The organism is Streptomyces sp. NPDC001914 (genome assembly GCF_042891215.1).
Classification (GTDB): Bacteria; Actinomycetota; Actinomycetes; order Streptomycetales; family Streptomycetaceae; genus Streptomyces.
Window position 1 is genome coordinate 452093 of the sequence record NZ_JBIASW010000003.1, and the last position, 21116, is coordinate 473208.

The following is a 21116-nucleotide window of genomic DNA, read 5'->3' on the forward strand; positions in this document are numbered from 1 at the left end:
GCACCCGCGCGGGGCCGGAGCGCGGGGCGCTTCGGATGACGGACCGCGTGTGCGCCGCCCGCGCGTCAGGCATTACCCTGGTCACCAGCCGCGATCTTGCAGCGCGGCACGGCGGTGGGGCCCGCCGTACCCGAACCGCGGCACCGACGCCGCCAACGGTCCCTGCTTGCGATGCCGTGCGCCCGCACGGCCCGGCGAGTAGGAGCACCGGAGACCATGACAGTCCCGCACCCCGAGCGGCTCGGCGAGTCCGGCGCTCCCGTCCGCGCGCCCGCCCGCCCGCCGTCCCCCTGGCGCGGCCAGGGCCCCGTCGTCGCGGCCGTCTCCCTGGGCGGCACCGTCGGCGCCACGGCCCGCTACGGCGCCGGCCTGCTCTGGCCCACGCCGGACGGCGGCTTCCCCTGGACCACGTTCACGATCAACGTCGTCGGCTGCGCCGTCATCGGCGTGCTCATGGTGGTCGTCACCGACGTACGGTCGCTGCACCGCCTCGCACGCCCCTTCCTCGGCACCGGAGTCCTCGGCGGCTTCACCACCTTCTCGACGTACGCCGTCGACATCCGCACCCTGATCGGCACCGGCCACCCCGGCACCGGGCTCGGCTATCTCGCCGCGACCCTGTGCGCGGCGCTCGCGGCGGTGTGGCTCGGCACGACGGCGACCCGCCGCGCCCTCGCACGGAGGCAGCGATGACCAGGCTGACCGGCGACGCCCTGAGGCTGACCGTACTCATCGGCGAGAACGACACCTGGCACCACCGGCCGCTCTACGCGGAGATCGTGCACCGCGCCCACGCGGCCGGCCTCGCGGGCGCCAGCGTCTTCAAGGGCATCGAGGGCTTCGGGGCCTCCTCCCTCATCCACACCTCGCGGCTGCTCTCGCTGAGCGAGGACCTGCCGGTGGCCGTGATCGTCGTGGACACCGAGGAGCGGGTCCGCGCCTTCCTGCCGCAGCTCGACGAACTCGTCACCGAGGGTCTGGTGGTCCTCGACCCCTGCGAGGTCATCCGTTACGTGGGCCGCGGCGGCTCACCCGGTGATCCTTCCGGCGGGACCGGCGGCGACCCGTCCGGGGAAGGCGGGACCGCGCGGTGAACTGGCTGCTGGTGATCATCGGTGCCGCGGTCGGCGCACCCCTGCGGTACCTGACCGACCGGGCCGTCCAGCTGAGGCACGATACGGTCTTCCCCTGGGGCACCCTCGTCGTGAACGTGACAGGGTGCCTGATCCTCGGGCTGCTGACCGGTGCCGCCTCGGCGGGACAGGTGTCGGAGCACCTGCGCCTGCTGATCGGAACCGGGCTGTGCGGGGCGCTGACGACGTACTCGACGTTCTCCTACGAGACCCTGCGGCTGAGCGAGACGGGTGCGGCGTTCTACGCTGCCGCCAACGTGATCGTGAGCGTGACGGCGGGCCTGGGCGCGGCGTCCGCCGGGGTCTCGTTTGCCCAAGCTTTGTGGACGTAGTTGCCGGGGGCCCCGCGCCATGGGTAACACTGTCTCCTGCATCGTCTACAGCACTGTCGACCAACTCCTCAGAACTGGATCCCATGAGCGTCATCAACGTCGGTCAGGCCGTCGTCCTCGGAGTCGTCGAGGGGGTGACCGAATTCCTCCCCGTCTCCTCGACCGGCCACCTCAAGATCACCGAGGGCCTGATGGGGATCCCCGTCGACGACGACGCCGTCGTCGGCTTCTCCGCGGTCATCCAGGTCGGCGCCATCGCCGCCGTGCTCGTGTACTTCTTCAAGGACATCGTGCGGATCGTCTCCGCCTGGGGCCGTGGCCTGCGTGACAAGAACGAGCGCCAGAACCACGACTACAAGTTCGCCTGGTGGGTCATCTACGCGACGATCCCGATCGTGGCCGTGGGCCTCGCGGCCAAGCCGCTCATCGAGGGTCCGCTGGCCTCCCTGTGGGTGGTCGCGGGCTCGCTGATCGCGGGCAGTGGCGTGATGTGGGCGGCCGACCAGATGGGCCGCCACAAGCGCGGTGAGGACGACGTCTCGTTCAAGGACGCGATGCTGGTCGGCAGCTCCCAGATCCTCGCCCTGCTCTTCCCCGGCTTCTCGCGCTCCGGCGCCACCATGTCGACCGGCCTCATCCTCGACCTGGACCGCGTCGCCGCCACCCGGCTCTCCTTCTTCCTCGGCATCCCGGCCCTGACCGGCGCCGGCCTGTACGAGCTGAAGGACGCCCTGGGCACCGGCGTCGGCGCCGCTCCGCTGATCGCCGGTACCGTCGTGTCGTTCGTGGTCGCCTACGCCTCGATCGCCTGGCTGCTGAAGTTCGTCGCCAAGCACTCCTTCAACGCCTTCGTGATCTACCGGATCGTCATCGGCGTGCTGCTCTTCGGGCTGCTGGGCACGGGCGTCCTCGAGAGCTGAGACACCCGCGGGGCCGCTGCGAGCCGGCCCCGAACGCTCCGTCACAGGGGGCGCGAAGCCGGACTCCGGCTCCGCGCCCCCTGTGACGTTCCACGCGCCCCGCACTCCCGGTACTACCCCGGAGCCGGAGCCGGAGCCGGAGCCGGAGCCGGAGCCGGAGCCGGAGCCGGAGCCGGCGCCGGAGCCGGGGCCGCCGGGCCGCGGGACGCGAGGGGCGGCACAATGACGATCATGCCCGGGACATCGCCGTACCCCTCCTCCGCCACCTTCCAGCCGATCCTGGAACGCATCGCCACCGAGATCGCGCAGACCCCGGGACGCGGTCGGCCCGCCGACTACATCCCGGCACTGGCCGCCTGCGATCCGCGCCGCTTCGGCATGGCCGTCGCGGAGCTCGACGGCACGGTGTACGGCGTGGGGGACTGGCGGCAGCCGTTCTCCACCCAGTCCATCACCAAGGTCTTCACGCTCGCCCTCGACCTGGCCCGCGAGGGCGACGCCCTGTGGGAGCACGTCGGCCGCGAACCCTCCGGCAACCCGTTCAACTCCCTGGTCCAGCTCGAGTACGAGAACGGCATCCCGCGCAACCCCTTCATCAACGCCGGGGCCCTCGTCGTCACCGACCGGCTCCAGACCCGTACCGGGGACGCGGCCGGCGTCCTGCTGGAGTTCCTGCGCGCCGAGAGCGGCAACGAGCGGCTCGACTTCGACCGGGACATCGCCGCCTCCGAGACCGCCAACGGCGACCGCAACGCGGCCCTCGCCCACTTCATGGCGTCGTACGGCAACATCGACAACCCGGTGCCGGTCCTGCTCGACCAGTACTTCCTGCAGTGCTCCATCGCGGCCTCCTGCGCCGATCTCGCCCTCGCCACCGGATTCCTGGCCCGGCACGGCATCCGGGCCGACGGCGGGCGGCTGCTCCCCCGGAGCCAGGCCAAACAGGTCAACGCGATCATGCTGACCTGCGGGACCTACGACGCCGCGGGCGACTTCGCCTACCGGGTCGGGCTGCCGGGCAAGAGCGGCGTCGGCGGCGGCATCATCGCCGTCGTGCCCGGCCGGTGCACCCTGTGCGTCTGGAGCCCGGGCCTCGACGAACGCGGCAACTCGGTGGCGGGCGTGGCGGCCCTGGACCGCTTCACCACCCTCACCGGGCTGTCGGTGTTCTGAGTCCCGCCCCACCACACGGAGGTCACGCTCCGGACCCCGTCCGGAGAGCGCCACGTCGCCTTCCGGCCATGCGGCGTTGACACGCTTGCGGAGTGTTGGCCACGGCTTTCCCCGTCGATCTCCGCCGCTGCCAGGCCCTGGGCCTGGCCGGAACCGCCGTCCTCGCGCTGGGCGGTGAGACCGCCGGGGCCCTGCCCGCGCGGGACCTCCTCGCCCCCGGGTCGGGAAGGGCCGTACTCGGCCTGGTCGGGGTGTACTTCGGCGTCGTCCTGCTGATAGCGGCCTGGGCGCTGCTCGGCACCGTCGTACGCGGGCCCGAACCGCCTGCTCCGCGTGCCCTGCTGCTCGTCCTGGCCACCTGGGCGGCGCCGCTGCTGCTCGCACCACCGCTGTTCAGCCGGGACGTCTACAGCTATCTCGCGCAGGGCGCCATGGTCGACGCCCACATCGACGTCTACGCCTACGGCCCCGCACGACTCGGCGGCCCGCTCGCCGACGAGGTGGCGCCGGTATGGCGGAGCACGACCACGCCGTACGGCCCGGTCTTCCTCGCCGTCGCCCGCGGACTGTCCGCGCTGACCCGCGGGGAGATACCGGCCGGACTCCTCGGCATGCGCGTGGTCGCCCTGCTCGGCGTCGCCCTCATGGCGGCGGCCCTGCCCCGCCTCGCCCGGCACAGCGGCGCCGATCCGGCCGCCGCGCTGTGGCTGGGCGCGCTGAACCCCCTGGTCCTGCTCCATCTGGTGGCCGGCGCGCACAACGACGCCATCATGCTCGGGCTGCTCGGTGTCGGCCTCGTGGCGGCGCGCGGCCGCCGGCCCGCCCTGGCCATCGTCCTGGTCACCCTGGCGGCCCTCGTCAAGGCGCCCGCCGCGCTCGGCCTGGTGGCGGTGATCGCGCTGCGCGGGCGCGGGCAGGGACGCCGGGGGATCGCGCGGGTCACGGCGACCACCCTCGTCGTCGCGGCCGCGACGACCGCCGCCGCGACGGCGGTGGCCGGAACGGGCTACGGCTGGATCGCCGCCCTCAAGACCCCTGTCTCACCCCACAACTGGTCACCCACCAGCGTCCTCGGGCGCGCCACCGGCGCCCTTCTCCAGAAGCTCGGCAGCGGTCTCGCGCCCTTCGCGCTGCCCGCCTGGCACATCGTCGGACTCGTGGCGACCGTGGGGCTGGTGCTGTTCATATGGCTGCGGCTGCGCCCGCACCCGGTCTACGCACTGGGCCTGAGTCTGGCCGCGGTGGCGGTGTTCGGTCCCGCGATCCGGCCGTGGTACGCGCTGTGGGGACTGTTCCTCATCGCGGCGGCGGCGCCCACCGGTTCGGTCCGCGGGCGCGTCGCGGCCGCCAGCGCGGTGCTCGCGCTCGCGGTGCTGCCGAGCGGCTCGCCGGCGGACGCCGGACAGGTGATCCTCGCCGTCTCCGGCGGGCTGCTCGCGCTCGTCGTGCTCTGGCAGGCCCACCAGACGGCGCGTCAGCAGGCACCGGGACTGGAGCGGACGGCATGACGGACGACACGAAACACGCTACGGACCCGGGCGAGACGGGAGCGGCGGCGGAGACGGGGGAGACGGGCGGGACGACCGGGACGAGGGCGATGAGCGCGCGGAGCACGGCGGCGGGGACGACGGAAGCACGGCCGCCGGCCGACGGGCGAGGTCCCGACGGCGTGGCGGCGCTGCTGAGCACCGACCGCCGGCGCTTCCTGTTCGTCCTCGGACTGGCCGTCGCCGTCGGCGTGTTCACGGCCACCGTGCCGCTCCTGCGCGACTGGTTCGACCTGCGCGTGTACTACGGGGCGGTCGACACCTGGGTCCACCACGGCGGCAGCATCTACGACTACCGGGTGCCGGGAACGGCGTACGGATTCACCTACCCGCCGTTCGCGGCCGTCGGCATGCTGCCCATGGCGCTGCTCGGGCTCGGCACCGCGATCGCCGTCACCCTGCTGCTCAACCTCGCGGCCCTGGCCCTCGTCGTGGGTGTCCTGGTCGGGCCCGAACTGCGCCGCTACGGCTGGTTCGGCTGTGCTCTGGCGGCCTGTCTGCTGGCGCTGTTCGAACCGGTCCGCGACACCTTCAGCTTCGGCCAGGTCAACCTGGTCCTGCTCGCCCTGGTCCTGAGCGACGCCTGGCTGCTGTCGAGCGGGCGGGGCCGCCGGGCGGGCGTCGGCATCGGCCTCGCCGCCGCGATCAAGCTCACCCCCGCGCTGTTCATCGCGCTGCTGCTGCTCGGCCGCCGCCGACGGGCCGCGGGTGTCGCCACGGCCGTCGCCGCTGCGGCCACCGCGCTGGCGGCCTGGGCGGCGCCGGACGCCTCCCGCTTCTACTGGACCGACGCGCTGTGGGACACGTCCCGCATCGGGCGTCTGGACTACGTCTCCAACCAGTCGCTCCAGGGGCTGCTGGCACGGCTCGTCGCACCGGCGGAGCCGAGCAGGGCCTTGTGGGCGACGCTGGCCCTGCTGGTCCTGTGCGTGTGGGCGTCGCGGACCTCGCGCGCCCTCGCCGACGAGGACTGGACCGCCGCCTTCGCCCTGACCGGGCCGGCCGCCTGTCTCGTCAGCCCGATCACCTGGGTGCACCACCTCGTCTGGCTGCTGCCGTCCTTCGCCGTGCTGCTGCGCAGACGCCGGCCCCGGGTCGCGGCGGCCCTGTACGCGGTGCTGTGCAGCAGCGTGGTGTGGCTGTGGTTCGACGACGCGTCCGGCCTCGACGGCTTCCTCGGCAGCAACGCCTATACGTGGATCACGCTCGGGCTGCTGCTGTGGCTGCCGGTGGGTCAGCCGCGCCGGGACCGGGCCGCCTTGAGCCGCAGGCCCAGGGCGACGCCCGCCGCGCCCAGTACGGCGGCACCCGCGATCTCGGCCGCGCCGGACCAGCCGAGTCCCTCGTCCCCGGGGGGTGCGGCGGCCGTCGCCCGGGCGCTGCTCGCGGGCTGGGCGGTGGCCGCGGGCCGGGTGGCGCGACCGGGTCGCGCGGCCGACCGGGCGGGGGCCGAGGGGCCGGCCGCGGGGACGGCGGGTGGCTCGGGCAGCGTGCCCACGGGATCGACCCGACCGGCCGCCGCGAACCCCCAGTCGAGCAGTGAGCGCGCCTCCTCGTACACGGTCAGCCCACCGCCCTGAGGGTTCATCACCGTCACGACGAGGGTGCGCTTGCCGTGCTTGGCCGCGGCGACCAGGGTGTTGCCCGCGTTGGTGGTGTAGCCGTTCTTGACACCGATCAGCCCCGGGTACCGCTCGACGCCGTTCGCGCCGGTGAGCAGCCGGTTGGTGTTCTGGATCCCGTACGAGGAGCCGGCCTCGCCGGGGAACATCGCCTCGGCGGTGGAGCAGTACCGGGCGAAGTCGGGGTTGCGCAGTCCGTCCCGTCCGAACACCGCGAGGTCGTACGCCGACGAGACCTGCCCGGGGGTGTCGTACCCGTCGGGCGAGACCACGCGGGTGTCGTACGCGCCGAGGGAGCGGGCCTTGGCCTGCATCTGGGCGGCGGTGCTCGTCCAGCCGCCGTTCATCGAGGCGAGCACGTGCACGGCGTCGTTGCCGGAGTTGAGGAAGACACCGCGCCACAGGTCCGCGACGCGGTACGTGATGCCCTCGGCCACGCCGACCATGCTGCTGCCCGCGCCGATGCCCTCCAGCTCCCGCTCCCTGACGGTGTGCAGGGTGCTGCCGGGCAGCTTCGGGAGGACGGTGAGGGCGAACAGGGTCTTGAGGGTGCTCGCGGGCGGCAGCCTGCGGTGGGCGTTGTACGAGGCGAGGATGTCGCCGGTCCGGGCGTCGGCCACCAGCCAGGACAGTGCGGAGACGTCCTCGGGGACATCGGGTGCGCCGGGCCGGGGCCGTACCTGTGTACCCGGCTGATCGAGCGACGAACGGGGTGGCGCGGCGGGCCGGGGCGCCCCGGGGGCCGCGTCGGCGAGTGCGGTGGCCGGGCTCTGCGCCGCGGCCAGCAGACCGGCCGCGCACACGGCGGAACAGGTCAGGGCGGCACGCGTGACCGTGGAGCGAGAGGCGACGGTCCGGAATGAGAATCCGATGGTCATACCGCAAACGTAGAAACGGAGGCGAGACACGCCGGGGTGGCCGGGCCGAGCGGCGCCGTCGAGCACCCGGATGCCGCAGGCGCGGGGCGGCCGGGACCGCCGGGCGGGCTGAGGGCGGCACGGTGTCTCAGGAGGGCAGTGTGGGCTGGATCCGGCGCAGGAACGTCGCGTTGTCCGGGGTGGCACGCAGACGTTCCAGGAGGGTCTCCAGGCCGGACTGACCGTCCCGTGTCAGCAGCGCGCGGCGCAGGCCTCGTACGGCGGTCGACTCAGCCGGAGACAGCAGGAGTTCGTCGCGGCGGGTGCCCGAAGGGGTGATGTCGGCCGCGGGGAACACGCGACGGGCGGCCAGGGTCCTGTCCAGCCGGAGCTCCATGTTGCCGGTGCTCTTGAGCTCTTCGAAGAAGTAGTCGTCGGCGCGGGAGCCGGTCTCCACCAGGGCGGTGGCGAGGATGGTGAGGGAGCCGCCCTCCTCGGCCAGGCGCGCCGCGCCGAAGAACCGCTTGGGGCCCTGGAGGGCGGCGGCGTCGACTCCGCCGCTGAGGGTGCGCCCGCCGGCGGCGGCCGCGTTGTTGTGGGCCCGGCACAGCCGGGTGAGCGAGTCGAGCAGGATCACGACGTCCTGGCCCGCCTCCACGAGCCGCTTGGCCCGTTCGACGACGAGCTCGGCGAGCGCGATGTGCTGCTTGGGTGTCCGGTCGAAGGTGGAGGCGTACACCTCGCCGCGTACGGAGCGGCGCATGTCGGTGACTTCCTCGGGGCGTTCGTCGAGCAGCACCACCATCAGATGGCATTCGGGGTGGTTGCCGGCCACGGCGGCGGCGATCTGCTGGAGCAGCACGGTCTTGCCGGTCTTGGGCGGGGCGACGATCAGGCCGCGCTGGCCCTTGCCGACCGGCGAGATCAGGTCCATCACGCGTCCGCTCAGGCCGCTCGCGGGGTGCTCCAGCCGGATCCGGTCGCGCGGGTGCAGCGGGGTGAGGTCGCCGAAGTGCGGGCGGCGGCGCGGCTCTTCGGGGCCGCGGCCGTTGACCCGCTCGACCTCGGTGAGGGTCCGGGGCCCGCCGCGCACGCCTTCCACGGTGTCGCCCTTGCGCAGGCCGTGACGGCGGATCAGCGCGGGGGAGACCTGGAGGTCGTCGGGCGTGGGCAGGAGGTTCGCGGAGCGCAGGTGCCCCTTCCCGCTGCCGTCGATGTCGAGGACACCGGCGGCGGCGGTCCGGGCCTGGGGCCGCTCCTGTACCGGGGGGTGTTCGAGTGTGGTGGTCATGGGATGTCCTCTCGGGGACGGGATCGCATGGGCATGCGTGAGGAAGGGGAGAGGCCGCGAGGAGGGGGCGCGGGACGCGCCTCGGTGCGGCGGGAACATCACCTCGGGCACGACGGTAGGAACCCCGGCGGTCTGTGTGAGGTGGTGCCGAGAAGCCGGTCCGCCCGTCGGAATCGACGAAGTGGCGGCGGGAGAAGGGAACTGGCACCGGCGCCTGAAGAAGGAGGCGTACACGAGTGCTCTTGGCAGAGTAGCACGGGTTGAGGCGGTGGGGGCGTGATCCGCGTCTCAGCGGATCGAGAGCCCGGCGTACGGCGCCGATCCGGGCGATCGTCCGACGGGTGGCCGTGCCGTCGTGTCCCCCGAGTGCCCCTGCCGTGGTGTCCCCGGGTGGCCCGGCGCGGGACGCATCGGCTCCCGGTCGCCATGTTCCGCACGGGAGGGCGCCGGATGCGTCACTCCCGAAGTGCCCAGGCCCGCTTGGCTGCGGCCTGATGCACCGCTTCCGAAGTGCCCAGGCCCGCTTGGCTGCGGCCTGATGCACCGCTTCCGAAGTGCCCAGGCCCCCGCTTGGCTTGCGCGCTGGTACACCTCTTCCCAAGTGCCTTGGTCCGCTTGGCTCGCGGTCGGATTCACCGTTTCCGAAGTGTCTTGGCCGGCTTGGCTTGTGGCCGGATTCGCGATTCCGAGGTGCCTCGGTCCGCTTGGCGCGAGGCGCGATTCACCGTCGCCGGGGGGCCTCGATGGCGAGCACGCGGTCGCGCAGGACGGGCAGTTCGGAGCGCATCAGCGCGACCTGACCCATGTCGAGGTCCACCGTCAGTGTCTCCTCCGCCGTGCCGGCCTCACCCAGCACGGTTCCCCAGGGATCGACGGCCACGCTGTGCCCGTTCTGCCGCATACCGCCGTGCGTGCCCGTCGCGCAGCAGGCCAGCAGGAAGACCTGCTCCTCCAAAGCCCTCGTCCGGGTGAGGAGTTGCCAGTGGGTGAGCCGGGCCGCGGGCCATGCGGCGGGGATCGCGATGAGCTCCGCGCCCGCGTCGAGCAGGCCCCGGAAGAGCTCGGGGAAGCGCAGGTCGTAGCAGATGGCGAGGCCGATCACGCCGAGCTCGGTGGGCACGGTGACGATGGCGTCGCCCCCGCCCATCAGGGTCGCCTCGCCTGTGTCGAAGCCGTACCGGTGGATCTTGCGGTAGAGGCCCCGCAGCTCGCCGGACCGGTCGAAGAGCAGGGCGGTGTTGTACAGCGTGCCGTCCGTGTCCCGTTCGACGATGGACCCCGCGTGCAGCCAGACCCCCGCCTCGAGTGCCGCCGCGGACATCGCCTCCGCGGTGGGGCCGTCGATCCCCTCGGCGTCCTGGCCCCAGCGGTCGTACGCCCAGGCGCCGGCCGCCCACAGCTCCGGCAGGACCACCAGATCGTCGCCCGCCCGGGCGCGGACCAGCGAGGCCGCCCGGCGGCGGCGCTCGTCCGCGGAGTCCGGATCGTCCACGGAGAGCTGTATCAGCGAGGCGCGCATGCCTGTCACCTCCGGGACCGCGCCGGGCGGTCCAAGGGAAACCTGTCTCTACGAGCGTAAGGACGGAGGTGCGCTTCCCGCTTCCCGTGGCGGGCCGCCTCCGGGCCGGGGCGGCCGGAGTCCCCGGTCAGGTCGTCGCGGGACGGGCCGACCCCGGCCGGGTTCCTCCGGCGGGCCGGTCCCGGCCGGGTCAGCGCAGGCGCCCGAGGACGTCCGGCGACAGCCGTGCGGCGAGCCGCTCCAGGAGGGCCACGGTCTCGGCGATCTCCGCGTCGTCCTCGGTGCCGAGGGCGGCGCCCAGCGCGGCGTCGACCGGGGTCGCCGCGACCTCGGCCCGGCGGCCGGTGACCTCGGGGTCGCGCCGGATCAGGGAGCGGCGGCGGTCGGCCGGGTCGGTCACGGTGAGGACCGAGCCCGCCTCCTTGAGGCGCGCCACGCACGCCGACACGGCGCTCTGCGGCAGGCCCGTGCGGACGGCGACCTCGCCGACCGTCGTGTCGGGGTTGGCGTAGACGTCCAGCATCACGATCAGCATGGACCGGGTGCTCGTGGACCGCCGGCCGACGCCTTCGGCGGGAATGGCCTCCTCGCCGATCTTCATCAGGGTCCGGCCCAGCAGGAAGAGTTCCGCTCCGTTCATGGCTCCAGATCGTATCAAGCAAGATGCATCAGAAATAATGCATCTCTCTTGATGTATCAAAAATGATGGACTACGTTCGAAGGCAGCGCGACACCGGGGAGTGTCCGCGCACGACCACGTGAGGAGCCCGTCATGCAGGCCACCCGTACCGGCTCGCTGCCCGTCCCCGGCGCCGCCCTCCACTACGAAGTGCGCGGTGAGGGGCCCCTGTTGCTCGTGTCGCAGAGCGGCGAGGGCGACGCCAACCGCAGTGACGCGATGGTCGACCACCTCGTCGACGCCTACACCGTGGTGACGTACGACCGGCGTGGTCTGTCCCGCAGCGTCCTCGACGACCCGGCCCGCGGTGCCACGCTCGACGAGCACGTGGACGACGTGGACAGGCTTCTGGCCCACCTCGCCGACGGGCCCGCGCTGATGCTCGGGTGCAGCATGGGGGCCGTCATCGGGCTCCGCCTCGCCCGGCGAAGGCCGGAGCGGCTGAGCGTCCTGGTCGCTCATGAGCCCGCCATTCCCGGCATGCTCCCCGAGGCCGAGAAGCTGCGGGCGCGGCGCGAGCTGGACGAGATGCGGGAGGTCTTCCACGAGGACGGCTGGATCGCCGGAGTACGCAGGATCGGCGAGATCCTCGGGATCGACCCGGCCCGCCAGGAGGTCGAACCGGGCGCGAGACTGGCCCCGTTCGACGCGTCCCGCGAAGCGAACTTCACCTTCTTCATCGCGCACGACGCCGTGACGATGAGCCGGGCCGAACTCGGACAGGACGAGATCTCCGCGCTCCGCCAGGGACCGGTCCGTATCGTCGCCGCCGCCGGACGCACCACACCGGGCCAGGTGTTCGACTACCGCTGCGCCGAGGAACTGTCTGCCGGACTCGGCATCGCCCCGGTCCGTTTCCCCGGCGGTCACAACGGCAACCTGACCCACCCGAAGGGCTTCGCGGAGCTGCTGCGCACGCTGCTCTGAACAGGCACAATCGATCGTCGTACGAAGCCAGTTGCTGTCGTACGACCGTCAACCCGGCCCAGTAGCAAGGAGAACACGGTGGACACCTCGTCCGTCACGCCGCACCGCCTGGACCCCGCGGGCGGCTGCCCGCACGCCGACAACGCCCGGCTGCTGGCGCGGGGCGCCGTCGCCGCGGTGGAACTGCCCGGCGCGGTGGAGGGCGCGGTGGTGCTCGGACACGAGGCGTTGAAGGAATTCCTCGCCCACCCGGACGTCGCCAAAGGGGCCCAGCACTTCACGGCCCTGCGCGAGGGGCGGATAGCCGCCGGCTGGCCGCTCATGACCTTCGCCACCGTGCAGGGGATGACGACCGCCGACGGCGAGGACCACCGGCGGCTGCGGTCCCTCGTCAGCAAGGCGTTCACGGTCCGACGCGTCGAGCAACTGCGTCCCCGCATCGAAGAGTTGACCTCGGAACTGCTCGACGGCCTGTACGCGGCGGCCGAGGCGGGCGGGGGAGTGGCCGACCTGCGCGCGCACTTCGCGCTCCCGCTGCCGATGAGCGTCATCGGTGAACTCCTCGGTGTCGACGCCGAGTACCGCGACTCCCTCCACCACCTGACGAACCAGGTCGTCGCCACCGACATCGGCCCCGAACAGGCCGTCGCCGCCAACCGCGAACTGATCGCCGTGCTGAGCGCCGTCGCGGCCGCCCGCGCCGAGAACCCGGGAGACGACCTCACCAGCGCCCTGATCGCCGCCCGGGATGAGGAAGGCGACCGGCTCAGCCAGCAGGAACTCCTCGGCACCCTCGTCCTCATGATCATCGCCGGGCACGAGACCACCCTGAACCTGATCACCAACGCCGTACGGGCACTGTGCGGGCACCGCGACCAGCTCGCCGCGGTCCTCGAGGGCGAGGCGGGCTGGGGCGACGTCGTCGAGGAGACCCTGCGCTGGAACGCCCCCGTCAGCTACTTCCCGTTCCGCTACCCGGTACGGGACCTGACCGTCGACGGGACCCTCATCCCCCAGGGCACGCCCGTCCTCGCCGGCTACACCGCCGCGGGCCGCGACCAAGCCGCGCACGGACCGGACGCCGACCGGTTCGACGTCACCCGCCCCGGGCGGCCCGACGCCGTCCGCCACCTCTCCCTCGGGCACGGCGCCCACTACTGCCTCGGCGCGCCGCTCGCCCGGATGGAGGCCACCATCGCCCTGGAACGGCTGTTCACCCGGTTCCCCGACCTCGACCTCGCCGTCCCCGAGACGGAGCTCACCCAGCAGACCAGCTTCGTCGGCAACAGCGTCCAGGTCCTTCCCGTGCGGCCCGGTACCTCCCGCGTCTGACGGCGTAGGGAAAAAGTTTCCGCCGCCTGTCGATTCGCCGGGGCGCCGTCCGTCGGTGGGGTGTAGGAAGCTCATGAGTACCAGGAGGAACCATGAAGTACATGCTGCTGGTCTGCGGCGACGACACCGCCGACGCCTCCGGGATGGCGCCCGTCGAACCGTGGGTCGAGGAACTGGGCGCCGAGCGCGGCGTCCGGCTGCACGGCCACCGGCTCCGGCGGCCCGCCGACGCGGTCACCGTCCGGGTGCGCGACGGCGAAGTGCTCCGCACCGACGGGCCGTTCGCCGAGACGAAGGAGTACGTCGCCGGCTTCGACATCCTGGACTGCGCCGACATCGAGGAGGCGATCGAGGCCGCCGCGAAACACCCCGTCGCGACGATCGGCGCCATGGAGGTCCGCCCGTTCTGGGACGACGAGGACGCCGCGGGGGAGATCCGCCGCCTCGACGCCGAGCTCACCGAGGCCCTGCGCGAACGGGACCTCGACCGGGCCATGGCCTGCTACGCCCCCGACGTCGAGGTCTTCCACCCCGTGAGCGGCATGGAACAGAGCGGCGCCGACGCCCTGCGCAAGGCGGAGGAACAGTGGTTCGCGGCGCTCGCCGGGCCCGCCGACCGCGAGGTCCTCGACTTCCGGCTGCGGATCGACGAGAGCGTCGCCTTCAGCCACGCCCTGGTGCGCCTGCGCGCCCCGCTCGCCGACGGTACGACGCTGGACTCCACCACACGCGTCACCACGGGCTATCGCGCGGCCGGCGACCGCTGGCAGATCGTGCACCAGCACATCTCGGTGCCGTCGGACGCCGCCCGCCCGCCGGCCGGGGAGACGGGGGCATGAAGTACGCCCTGTTCATCTGCACCCCGGTCGACGGCGAGGAACTGGACCCGGATGACATCGCCGACGACCCCCGGTTCGCCTCGTACATCCAGGAGGTGCGCGAGCGCGGCATCGTGACGGGCGGCGCCCGGCTGCGCCCGGCCGCCGACGCCACCACCGTCCGGGTACGGGGCGACGAAGTCCTCCTCACCGACGGCCCGTTCGTCGAGGCGAAGGAGTACGTCGCGGGCATCGACATCATCGAGGTCGCCGACCTCGACGAGGCCATCGCGCTCGCGTCCCGGCATCCGGCGGCACTGGGCGGCGGTTCGGTGGAGGTGCGGCCGCTCTGGGAGTGAACGACGGCGTCGAGGAGGCGGTCGCGGCCGCGTTCCGTGAGGAGTGGGGCCAGGTCGTCGCCACCCTGATCCGGATGACCGGCGACTGGGACCTGGCCGAGGAGTGCGCGCAGGACGCGTTCGCCCAGGCGCTCGACCGGTGGCGGCGCGACGGAGTGCCGCGCCGCCCCGGCGCCTGGCTGACCACGACCGCGCGCAACCGGGCCCTGGACGTCCTGCGCCGCGAGGAGGTCGGTGCGCGGAAACTGCGGGAGGTGGCGGTGTCGGGGCGCGACGAGGGACCGTACGAGGCGTACGGCCCGTACAACACGTACAACCCGTACGCGTCGAATCCCGACGACGGGAGCGGGGTCCAGGACGACCGGCTCCGGCTGATCTTCACCTGCTGTCACCCGGCGCTGGCCATCGAGGCCCGGGTGGCGCTCACCCTGCGCACCCTCGCCGGGCTGACCACGCCCGAGATCGCGCGCGCCTTCCTCGTCCCCGAGGCGACGATGGCACAACGGCTGGTGCGCGCCAAGCGGAAGATCCGCAACGCGGGCATCCCCTACCGAGTACCGCCCGCGCACCTCCTGCCCGAACGCACCACGGGGGTCCTCGGCGTGCTCTATCTGCTCTTCAACGAGGGGTACGCCGCCACGGCCGGCGCCGATCTGGTGCGCGCGAACCTCTCCGCGGAGGCGATCCGGCTGGCCCGCGTCCTGGCCCGGCTGATGCCCGACGAACCCGAAGTCCTCGGACTGCTCGCCCTGTTGCTACTCCACGACGCCCGCAGCGGCACGCGCGTCGACCCCGCGGGCGACCTGGTCACCCTGGAGGACCAGGACCGTGGCGCCTGGGACACCGCCGAGGCGGACGAGGGCGCCGCACTCCTGGAGACGGCCCTGCGCCGCGGACGCCCCGGGCCCTACCAGATCCAGGCCGCCATCGCCGCCTGCCACACCACCGCCGCCACGGCAGGGGAGACCGACTGGGCCGACATCGCCGCCCTCTACGGCGAACTCCGGCGCTTCGTGCCCTCCGCCGTGGTCCGCCTCAACCGGGCGGTCGCCGTGGGCATGGCCGAAGGCCCCGACGCGGGCCTCGCCCTGGTCGCCGAACTGGAGGAGGAGGGCGAACTCGACGCGTACCACCTGCTGCCCGCCACCCGGGCGGACCTGCTGCGCCGCGCCGGACGCACGGCGGAGGCCTCCGAGGCCTACGAACGGGCCCTCGCACTGGTGGAGAACGCGGCCGAGCGGAGATTTCTGGAGAAGCGGCTCGGAGAGTGTCGATCGGCGTAGGGGCTCTTCGTCGGTGGGGTGAAGTCGCCTTCCGGCAGCCGTGGCCGGCCGGGAGCGGCAACACCGCCGTCCCGACGCCCAGGAGGTTCCGTCCCATGACAGCCCAGACCCCCATGCCCCTGTCGACCCCGGTACGCACGGAAGGAGCCACGGTCCGCCGTGCCGGCGGAGCCCTCGGTCTGCTGCTCGCCCGCCGCGCGCGGCTGAAGGGAGCGAGCGTGGCGACGGCCTCACCCGCGACTGCGGTCCCGAACACCCCGGACGTGTGGCTCGCCGGGCTACGTCTGGGCGGCTGACCCGGGCCGGTCGCCGGTGAGCTCGAAGACGCCGTAGCCGAATCCCCGGGCGCTCACCCTGCCCGAGTCGACTCCGATCCCGTCCGATACGAGGGAGCGGACGCCGGAGGCCCACCCCACAGAGCAACTCGCCTGTTCCCGGCGCGGGTTGACCACGACCAGGTACCGGCCCCCGCGCACGTACACGAACGGGTATCCGGCGTGCACCACCTCGACCGAGCCGGCCGGCCCCAGCTCCGGCGTGCCGGTGCGCAGCGAGACCAGACGTCGTACGAGATGCAGGAGCGAGGTGTCGTCGGCCCGCTGGGCGGAGACCGTCGGGCGGTCCGGGGACGGGTCGAGGGGGAGGTACAGCCGGTCGGACGGAGCCGTGGAGAAACCGGCGTTGGGGCCCTCGTCCCACTGCATCGGCGTGCGGGAGCCCGCGCGGTTGTAGCGGGGGCCCAGCACGCTGCCCTCCTTCCCGGGCAGCCCCGGGACGTAGCGCATGCCGATCTCGTCGCCGTAGTAGATCGCCGGCAGCGTCGGCCAGGTGAGCTGGAAGACGAACGCGGCGGGGAGCTGACCGGCCGTTCGGGGTCCGCAGTTGAGACGGGAGAAGTCGTGGTTGGCGGTCGGCAGCGCGATGAACCCGTTCTCGCCGACCGCGGTGGTGGCCTTGTGCCAGGCGTCCAGGAACGGGCCCGGTGAGCCGCGGCCCTCGGCGTCGAAGAAGCAGTCGAGCGGGTCCCAGGCCTCGTTGACCGTGCCCTCGCCGTTGCTCCACAGCGAGCGCAGGGCGAGCCCGTCGGTGGGGCCGCCGAACTGGAGGAAGAAGTCCGCGTGGAAACCGGCCGGGACGGACACCTCGGGTTCGCCCCATTCCGAGAGCAGCACGGCCTCCGGATGCGCGCGGTCCAGCCAGTGCCTCAACTCCGTCCAGATCGCGGCCGTCTCCCGCTTGTCCGGGTCGTCCTTCACGAGGGATGCGGCCATGTCCACACGGAAGCCGGCCAGGCCGAGGCCCAGCCAGTGGTCCATCACCGTGCGCAGCGCGGCCCGGTTGGCGCGCGGACCCGGCGCGTCGACCGGCAGGCGCCAGGGCTCGTCCGGACGGGCGCGCCCGTAACCGAAGTTGAGGGCGGGCTGGAAGGCGAAGAAGTTCGGCAGGTACGCCCCCGGGCGCGTCCCGGGGGAGGGTACGAAGCCGTCGGGTGCCTGTTCCTCGGGGGCCCAGATGTACCGGTCGTCGGCCGGATCGTCCATCGCGGCCCGGAACCAGGGGTGCCGGTCGGAGGTGTGACCCGCCACGAGGTCGAGGAGCACGCGGATGCCGCGGCGGCCCGCCTCCTCGACGAGGCGGGCGAGGTCGTCGGACGTTCCGTAGCGGGGTGCGACCCGCAGGTAGTCGGCGACGTCGTACCCGGCGTCGCCGAACGGGGACGCGAAACACGGGTTGAGCCATACGGTGTTGACGCCCAGCCACGCGAGGTGGTCCAGGCGCTCGGTGATTCCGGCGAAGTCGCCGATGCCGTCGCCGTTCGAGTCGGCGAACGACTGCGGGTAGATCTGGTAGAAGACGGCGTCGGCCAGCCAGGCGGGGGCGGGGCGGAACGAGGTCATGCCCCGGACGATAGATCAGGGCACCGGGCGTCCGCTGCCCCACAGGCCGCCGTTCGGCCGCCGTCCGCCGCACGGCGCCTTCGGCATCCTCCCCCTTGCGCGACCGGACAGGTCCTAAGCTCGGCGGGATGTTCACCCCGCAAGGTCCCACCCTCCGCGAACTGGCCGTGCAGGCTCTCTCATCGATCGAGCACGGCTACGACCTGCTCGCGCCCAAGTTCGACCACACACCGTTCCGGACGCCGGACACGATCCTCGAAGCCGTGGGGAGCGCCCTGGGGCCGATGGGGCCGTTCAGGGCCGGACTCGACCTCTGCTGCGGCACCGGCGCGGGCATGGAGGTCCTGCGCGGGCTGTGCCGCGACAGCGTCACCGGCGTCGACATCAGCGCGGGCATGCTGACGGTCGGCCGCTCGCGTCTCGGGGCCGGTGTTTCCCCGCTCCCAGCGAGCGGCGGCCGCTCGCCGGCGGTCGAGGGCCGGACACCGAAAGGTGAGGGCGGGACGCCGGCGGGCGGGGAGTGGCCACCGGAGGGCGGGGACCGGTCACCGGCAAGCGGGGACCGGCCCCCGGCGGGTGGGGACCGGCTACCGGAGGGCGGGGACCGATTCCCGGCCGGTGATCCCCCGTTCCTCGGCGATGCTCCCCCCACCCCGGCCGGAGTACCCCCGCTCCCTGTGGGTGACGGCCCGTTTCCGGCGACCGAGGGCCGATCCCCGGTGGGCACGAACCCGTCGCCGTCGGTCGCGTTCGTGCGCGGGGACGCCCGAGCGCTGCCGTTCGGCTCCGCGTTCGACCTCGTCGTGAGCTTTGGCGCCTTCGGGCACTTTCTCCCACACGAGCTGCCGGGCGTCTTCTCCGGTGTTTATGCCGCCTTGCGCCCCGGCGGACGCTTCGCCTTCCCCATCACGGCTCCGCCGCGGCCCGGTTCGTTCGGGTACTGGACCCTGCTGGGCTTCGACACGGTGATGCGGGTGCGCAACGCCGTCCGGCGTCCGACCTTCGTCATGTACTACCGCACGTTCCGGCTCGCCGACGTGGAACGGGAGCTGACGCGGGCCGGATTCCGGACGGAACTTCACGCGCTGGACGAGTTCGGCCGCCGACGGGACGGCAGCCCGCGGGCCCGCATGGTCGTGGCCACGCGGGAGGACACCCCGGGTGCGCCCGGCGGCGGCGCCTGACGCCTCTCGCCGTCCCCGGTGCTCACGTGGCCGCCGGCAACGTGAACTCGTAGACCAGGGCGTCCTGCTGGGCGTCCACGGTCAGATCGGTGATCTCCAGCGGGCGGTCGTACTGGTCGTGCACGCGCCGGGTGACCCGCACCGACTGCGGGAGCCTCGTGATCGCGTCCCGGTGGTGCAGCGTCAGCCCCGCCTTGCGCATCCAGTCGTAGGCGCGTGAGAGCTGCGCCGAGGCGTGGCCGTCCGCGCGGTCGCGGTAGCGGGCGAGTTCCTCCACCTCGGTCACGGCGATGGCGGAAAACGATGTCACGGCCGAGCGCAGTCCGCTTCCGTCGGTCGCGGCGGACTCGTAGCGATGGACCAACGTCGCCCGCCGCGGGGCGAGTCCGAGGGCCTTCGCGTGTTCCGGTGGGGGAGTCTCCCAGGTCACGGTGGCCCGTCGGCACCCTTCGGGTTCGCCGGTGTGCGCGCCGACGGGGAAGTCCAGGGACGGGACGTGTTCGGCGCCGGGGCAGGACAGCGTCGCATGGCTGCCGCGCCGGTCGGTGGAGACCTGGCCGTCGCGCCGCAGCATGTGCAGCGCCTGTCGAACGGTCTCCCGGCTGACGCCGAAGCGGGTGGCCAACTCGCGTTCTCCCGGCAGCCGTTCGCCGGGCGGAATGATCCCGTCGCGCAGCTCGCCGAGGAGTTGTGCGGCGATCCGCGCGTAGAGCGGTTCGTGATCGGTCGGATGGGTGGTGCGGGCCATGTCCGCGCCTCCTGTGCGGTGACAATACGTAGCCGTGTGGGCTCGGTGCGCCACCACATGTAGCATTGGTCTAAACCACTGGCAAGGAGTGTCCGGGGACTTAGGCCGGATTCCGCCCGCGCCCCCGGTCGCCCCGCGGCGCACTCGCGGCACGCCGTCCCCGGCGCCCTCGGGTGCCCACTCCCTTGGGCCGAGGCCCGTGCGCGGGCCCGCGCGGCCGGTCGCACACCTCGGCGGCACCCGATTCCAGGTCCGCGAGATCCCGCGCCCCTCCCAGTCCCTCGTGTCCGAAAGTCCCCTGCCGGGCGCCGGTCACGCGGGACCCCGGGCCGACGGTCCGTCAGCAGGTCCAACGGCCGGGCGGGGAGGGTTCGTTCCCGATCCGGATGTGACAATTCGCCCAGCCGGCGCCCCTGTCGGCACACCCCGGGGCGGTCGCATACTCCAGGCTCCGGCCGGACGGTCAGACGCACCGTCCGGCCGTGCCCTGGACGAGAGGAGACGGTGCACAGTGAACGCGGCGGCCGCGGGGACTTGGAAACTGGGCGACCTGGAGGTCAACCGGATCGGCTACGGAGCGATGCGGCTGACCGGCAACGGCATGGCCGGGAACTCGGACGGCCCGCCCATCGACCGCGACCTCGCGATCGGCCTGTTGCGACGGGCGGTCGACCAGGGCGTCGACCACATCGACACGGCCTCCTTCTACTTCTCCCCGCTTCGCTCGGCCAACGAGCTGATCAACAGCGCGCTCTCGCCCCGCCGGGACGACGTGGTCGTCGTCACCAAGGTCGGGCCGGGCCGCGACCCGTTCGGCGCGTGGTCCGCCATGGCCCGCCCCGACCAACTTCGTGGCCAGGTGGAGGAGAACCTGCGACAGCTCGGCCGGGACCGTCTCGACGTGGTGAACCTGCGCCGGAACGGCCGTGACATGCACTCCGTCGCCGAGCACTTCGGAGCGCTCGCCGAACTGCGCGACGCGGGCCTGATCCGGCACCTGGGCCTGTCCAACGTGGGTCCCGAGCACGTCGCCGAGGCTCGCGCCATCGCCCCGGTCGTCTGTGTGCAGAACTTCTACGGTCTCGACGCGCGCGGGGCCGACGAGAGCGGCCTGGTGGATCTCTGCGGCGAACTCGGCATCGCCTTCGTCCCGTTCTTCGTGGTCTCCGGACTGCGCCGGGAGGCGGCCGCCGGGCAGGAACGGGACGACCGGGTCCGCCGAGTCGCCCGCGCCCACGGCGCGTCACCGGCTCAGGTACGGCTCGCCTGGACCCTCCACCGCGGGCCGCACGTGCTGGCTATCCCCGGGACGGCCGATCCGGTCCACCTGGACGAGAACATCGCGGCCGGCGCCCTGCGGCTCACCCCGGAGGAGCTGGAACTGCTCGACGCGCCGACGGGTGGCGAGGCGGCGAGCGGAGGCGGGACGCCGGCGTAGCGGGTGCCCCGATGCTCCCCTGCCGGGGAGGTGTTGTCAGAGGCCGGCCGTAGGCT

At 73.0% G+C, this 21116-nt stretch carries 20 protein-coding genes and 1 pseudogene; 15 read left to right on the top strand and 6 right to left on the bottom strand.

Going from position 1 to position 21116, the window contains the following annotated elements; translation table 11 throughout:
- The first annotated feature begins 216 nt into the window (after positions 1 to 216).
- From crcB (ACFYYF_RS11260) to ACFYYF_RS11290, 7 genes are all read left to right on the top strand, one after another.
- Positions 217 to 693, top strand: a complete 477-nt coding sequence (gene crcB, locus ACFYYF_RS11260; RefSeq protein ID WP_388773813.1) for a fluoride efflux transporter CrcB — start codon at positions 217 to 219, stop codon at positions 691 to 693.
- Positions 690 to 1094, top strand: a complete 405-nt coding sequence (locus tag ACFYYF_RS11265; protein WP_361680578.1) for a DUF190 domain-containing protein — start codon at positions 690 to 692, stop codon at positions 1092 to 1094. Before crcB (ACFYYF_RS11260) ends, ACFYYF_RS11265 begins: the two co-directional genes overlap by 4 nt.
- Positions 1091 to 1465, top strand: a complete 375-nt coding sequence (gene crcB, locus ACFYYF_RS11270) for a fluoride efflux transporter CrcB (protein WP_388773816.1) — start codon at positions 1091 to 1093, stop codon at positions 1463 to 1465. The genes ACFYYF_RS11265 and crcB (ACFYYF_RS11270) overlap by 4 nt, the downstream gene beginning before the upstream one ends.
- Positions 1466 to 1548: 83 nt before the next feature.
- Positions 1549 to 2385 (top strand): undecaprenyl-diphosphate phosphatase, encoded by an 837-nt coding sequence (locus ACFYYF_RS11275; protein ID WP_361680572.1) that lies wholly within the window; start codon positions 1549 to 1551, stop codon positions 2383 to 2385.
- Between the two features lie 222 nt (positions 2386 to 2607).
- Positions 2608 to 3558: a glutaminase gene (locus ACFYYF_RS11280; RefSeq protein ID WP_388773819.1), complete on the top strand. Its 951-nt coding sequence runs from the start codon at positions 2608 to 2610 to the stop codon at positions 3556 to 3558.
- A 92-nt stretch (positions 3559 to 3650) separates the two neighbouring features.
- The gene (mptB, locus tag ACFYYF_RS11285; RefSeq protein WP_388773821.1) at positions 3651 to 5066 is read left to right on the top strand and encodes a polyprenol phosphomannose-dependent alpha 1,6 mannosyltransferase MptB; all 1416 of its coding nucleotides are present in this window, start codon (positions 3651 to 3653) and stop codon (positions 5064 to 5066) included.
- The gene (locus ACFYYF_RS11290; RefSeq protein WP_388773824.1) at positions 5063 to 6685 is read left to right on the top strand and encodes a glycosyltransferase 87 family protein; all 1623 of its coding nucleotides are present in this window, start codon (positions 5063 to 5065) and stop codon (positions 6683 to 6685) included. The genes mptB and ACFYYF_RS11290 overlap by 4 nt, the downstream gene beginning before the upstream one ends.
- 59 nt (positions 6686 to 6744) lie before the next feature.
- On the opposite strand, the pseudogene ACFYYF_RS11295 reads toward ACFYYF_RS11290, so the two are convergent.
- From ACFYYF_RS11295 to ACFYYF_RS11310, 4 genes and pseudogenes are all read right to left on the bottom strand, one after another.
- Positions 6745 to 7605 (bottom strand): annotated as a pseudogene (locus tag ACFYYF_RS11295) (D-alanyl-D-alanine carboxypeptidase family protein); the annotation flags it as partial.
- 127 nt (positions 7606 to 7732) lie between these two features.
- Positions 7733 to 8986, bottom strand: a complete 1254-nt coding sequence (rho, locus tag ACFYYF_RS11300; RefSeq protein ID WP_388773827.1) for a transcription termination factor Rho — start codon at positions 8984 to 8986, stop codon at positions 7733 to 7735.
- 610 nt (positions 8987 to 9596) lie between these two features.
- A complete protein-coding gene (locus tag ACFYYF_RS11305) occupies positions 9597 to 10394 on the bottom strand; it encodes a nitrilase-related carbon-nitrogen hydrolase (protein WP_388773829.1) in 798 nt (265 codons plus the stop codon).
- Between the two features lie 190 nt (positions 10395 to 10584).
- Complete coding sequence (locus ACFYYF_RS11310) at positions 10585 to 11034, bottom strand: MarR family winged helix-turn-helix transcriptional regulator (RefSeq protein WP_388773832.1); 450 nt, start codon at positions 11032 to 11034, stop codon at positions 10585 to 10587.
- A 132-nt stretch (positions 11035 to 11166) separates the two neighbouring features.
- On the opposite strand from ACFYYF_RS11310, the gene ACFYYF_RS11315 reads away from it, so the two are divergent.
- The 6 genes from ACFYYF_RS11315 (at position 11167) to ACFYYF_RS11340 (ending at position 16088) form a co-directional block, all read left to right on the top strand.
- Complete coding sequence (locus ACFYYF_RS11315; RefSeq protein ID WP_388773835.1) at positions 11167 to 12000, top strand: alpha/beta fold hydrolase; 834 nt, start codon at positions 11167 to 11169, stop codon at positions 11998 to 12000.
- A 78-nt stretch (positions 12001 to 12078) separates the two neighbouring features.
- Positions 12079 to 13332: a cytochrome P450 gene (locus tag ACFYYF_RS11320; protein WP_388773837.1), complete on the top strand. Its 1254-nt coding sequence runs from the start codon at positions 12079 to 12081 to the stop codon at positions 13330 to 13332.
- Positions 13333 to 13424: 92 nt separating this feature from the next.
- The gene (locus tag ACFYYF_RS11325) at positions 13425 to 14171 is read left to right on the top strand and encodes a nuclear transport factor 2 family protein (protein ID WP_388773839.1); all 747 of its coding nucleotides are present in this window, start codon (positions 13425 to 13427) and stop codon (positions 14169 to 14171) included.
- The gene (locus ACFYYF_RS11330) at positions 14168 to 14509 is read left to right on the top strand and encodes a YciI family protein (protein ID WP_388773842.1); all 342 of its coding nucleotides are present in this window, start codon (positions 14168 to 14170) and stop codon (positions 14507 to 14509) included. The genes ACFYYF_RS11325 and ACFYYF_RS11330 overlap by 4 nt, the downstream gene beginning before the upstream one ends.
- On the top strand, positions 14500 to 15792 hold the full coding sequence (locus ACFYYF_RS11335; RefSeq protein WP_388774364.1) for an RNA polymerase sigma factor: 1293 nt from the start codon (positions 14500 to 14502) through the stop codon (positions 15790 to 15792). Before ACFYYF_RS11330 ends, ACFYYF_RS11335 begins: the two co-directional genes overlap by 10 nt.
- Before the next feature lie 95 nt (positions 15793 to 15887).
- The gene (locus tag ACFYYF_RS11340; protein ID WP_388773845.1) at positions 15888 to 16088 is read left to right on the top strand and encodes a hypothetical protein; all 201 of its coding nucleotides are present in this window, start codon (positions 15888 to 15890) and stop codon (positions 16086 to 16088) included.
- Here ACFYYF_RS11340 and ACFYYF_RS11345 read toward each other — a convergent pair.
- Entirely contained in the window at positions 16071 to 17690 is a 1620-nt protein-coding gene (locus ACFYYF_RS11345) for an alpha-amylase family glycosyl hydrolase (protein WP_388773848.1), read from the bottom strand. The two genes, ACFYYF_RS11340 and ACFYYF_RS11345, sit on opposite strands and share 18 nt — an antisense overlap.
- A 128-nt stretch (positions 17691 to 17818) precedes the next feature.
- Between ACFYYF_RS11345 and ACFYYF_RS11350 the strand changes: the two genes are divergently transcribed.
- Positions 17819 to 18874: a methyltransferase domain-containing protein gene (locus ACFYYF_RS11350; protein ID WP_388773851.1), complete on the top strand. Its 1056-nt coding sequence runs from the start codon at positions 17819 to 17821 to the stop codon at positions 18872 to 18874.
- Between the two features lie 22 nt (positions 18875 to 18896).
- Here ACFYYF_RS11350 and ACFYYF_RS11355 read toward each other — a convergent pair whose 3' ends face one another.
- Positions 18897 to 19622 carry a GntR family transcriptional regulator gene (locus ACFYYF_RS11355; protein WP_361687899.1) on the bottom strand — a complete coding sequence of 242 codons (726 nt, stop codon included), beginning with the start codon at positions 19620 to 19622 and terminating at the stop codon, positions 18897 to 18899.
- 511 nt (positions 19623 to 20133) lie between these two features.
- On the opposite strand from ACFYYF_RS11355, the gene ACFYYF_RS11360 reads away from it, so the two are divergent.
- Complete coding sequence (locus ACFYYF_RS11360; RefSeq protein ID WP_388773854.1) at positions 20134 to 21060, top strand: oxidoreductase; 927 nt, start codon at positions 20134 to 20136, stop codon at positions 21058 to 21060.
- Positions 21061 to 21116: the final 56 nt, after the last annotated feature.

Bases quoted from the DNA above. Each gene is read 5' to 3' on its own strand.
- crcB (WP_388773813.1), top strand. From the start codon at position 217: ATGACAGTCCCGCACCCCGAGCGGCTCGGCGAGTCCGGCGCTCCCGTC.
- ACFYYF_RS11265 (WP_361680578.1), top strand. From the start codon at position 690: ATGACCAGGCTGACCGGCGACGCCCTGAGGCTGACCGTACTCATCGGC.
- ACFYYF_RS11275 (WP_361680572.1), top strand. From the start codon at position 1,549: ATGAGCGTCATCAACGTCGGTCAGGCCGTCGTCCTCGGAGTCGTCGAG.
- ACFYYF_RS11280 (WP_388773819.1), top strand. From the start codon at position 2,608: ATGACGATCATGCCCGGGACATCGCCGTACCCCTCCTCCGCCACCTTC.
- ACFYYF_RS11290 (WP_388773824.1), top strand. From the start codon at position 5,063: ATGACGGACGACACGAAACACGCTACGGACCCGGGCGAGACGGGAGCG.
- ACFYYF_RS11305 (WP_388773829.1), bottom strand. From the start codon at position 10,394: ATGCGCGCCTCGCTGATACAGCTCTCCGTGGACGATCCGGACTCCGCG.
- ACFYYF_RS11310 (WP_388773832.1), bottom strand. From the start codon at position 11,034: ATGAACGGAGCGGAACTCTTCCTGCTGGGCCGGACCCTGATGAAGATC.
- ACFYYF_RS11315 (WP_388773835.1), top strand. From the start codon at position 11,167: ATGCAGGCCACCCGTACCGGCTCGCTGCCCGTCCCCGGCGCCGCCCTC.
- ACFYYF_RS11325 (WP_388773839.1), top strand. From the start codon at position 13,425: ATGAAGTACATGCTGCTGGTCTGCGGCGACGACACCGCCGACGCCTCC.
- ACFYYF_RS11330 (WP_388773842.1), top strand. From the start codon at position 14,168: ATGAAGTACGCCCTGTTCATCTGCACCCCGGTCGACGGCGAGGAACTG.
- ACFYYF_RS11340 (WP_388773845.1), top strand. From the start codon at position 15,888: ATGACAGCCCAGACCCCCATGCCCCTGTCGACCCCGGTACGCACGGAA.
- ACFYYF_RS11345 (WP_388773848.1), bottom strand. From the start codon at position 17,690: ATGACCTCGTTCCGCCCCGCCCCCGCCTGGCTGGCCGACGCCGTCTTC.
- ACFYYF_RS11350 (WP_388773851.1), top strand. From the start codon at position 17,819: ATGTTCACCCCGCAAGGTCCCACCCTCCGCGAACTGGCCGTGCAGGCT.
- ACFYYF_RS11355 (WP_361687899.1), bottom strand. From the start codon at position 19,622: ATGGCCCGCACCACCCATCCGACCGATCACGAACCGCTCTACGCGCGG.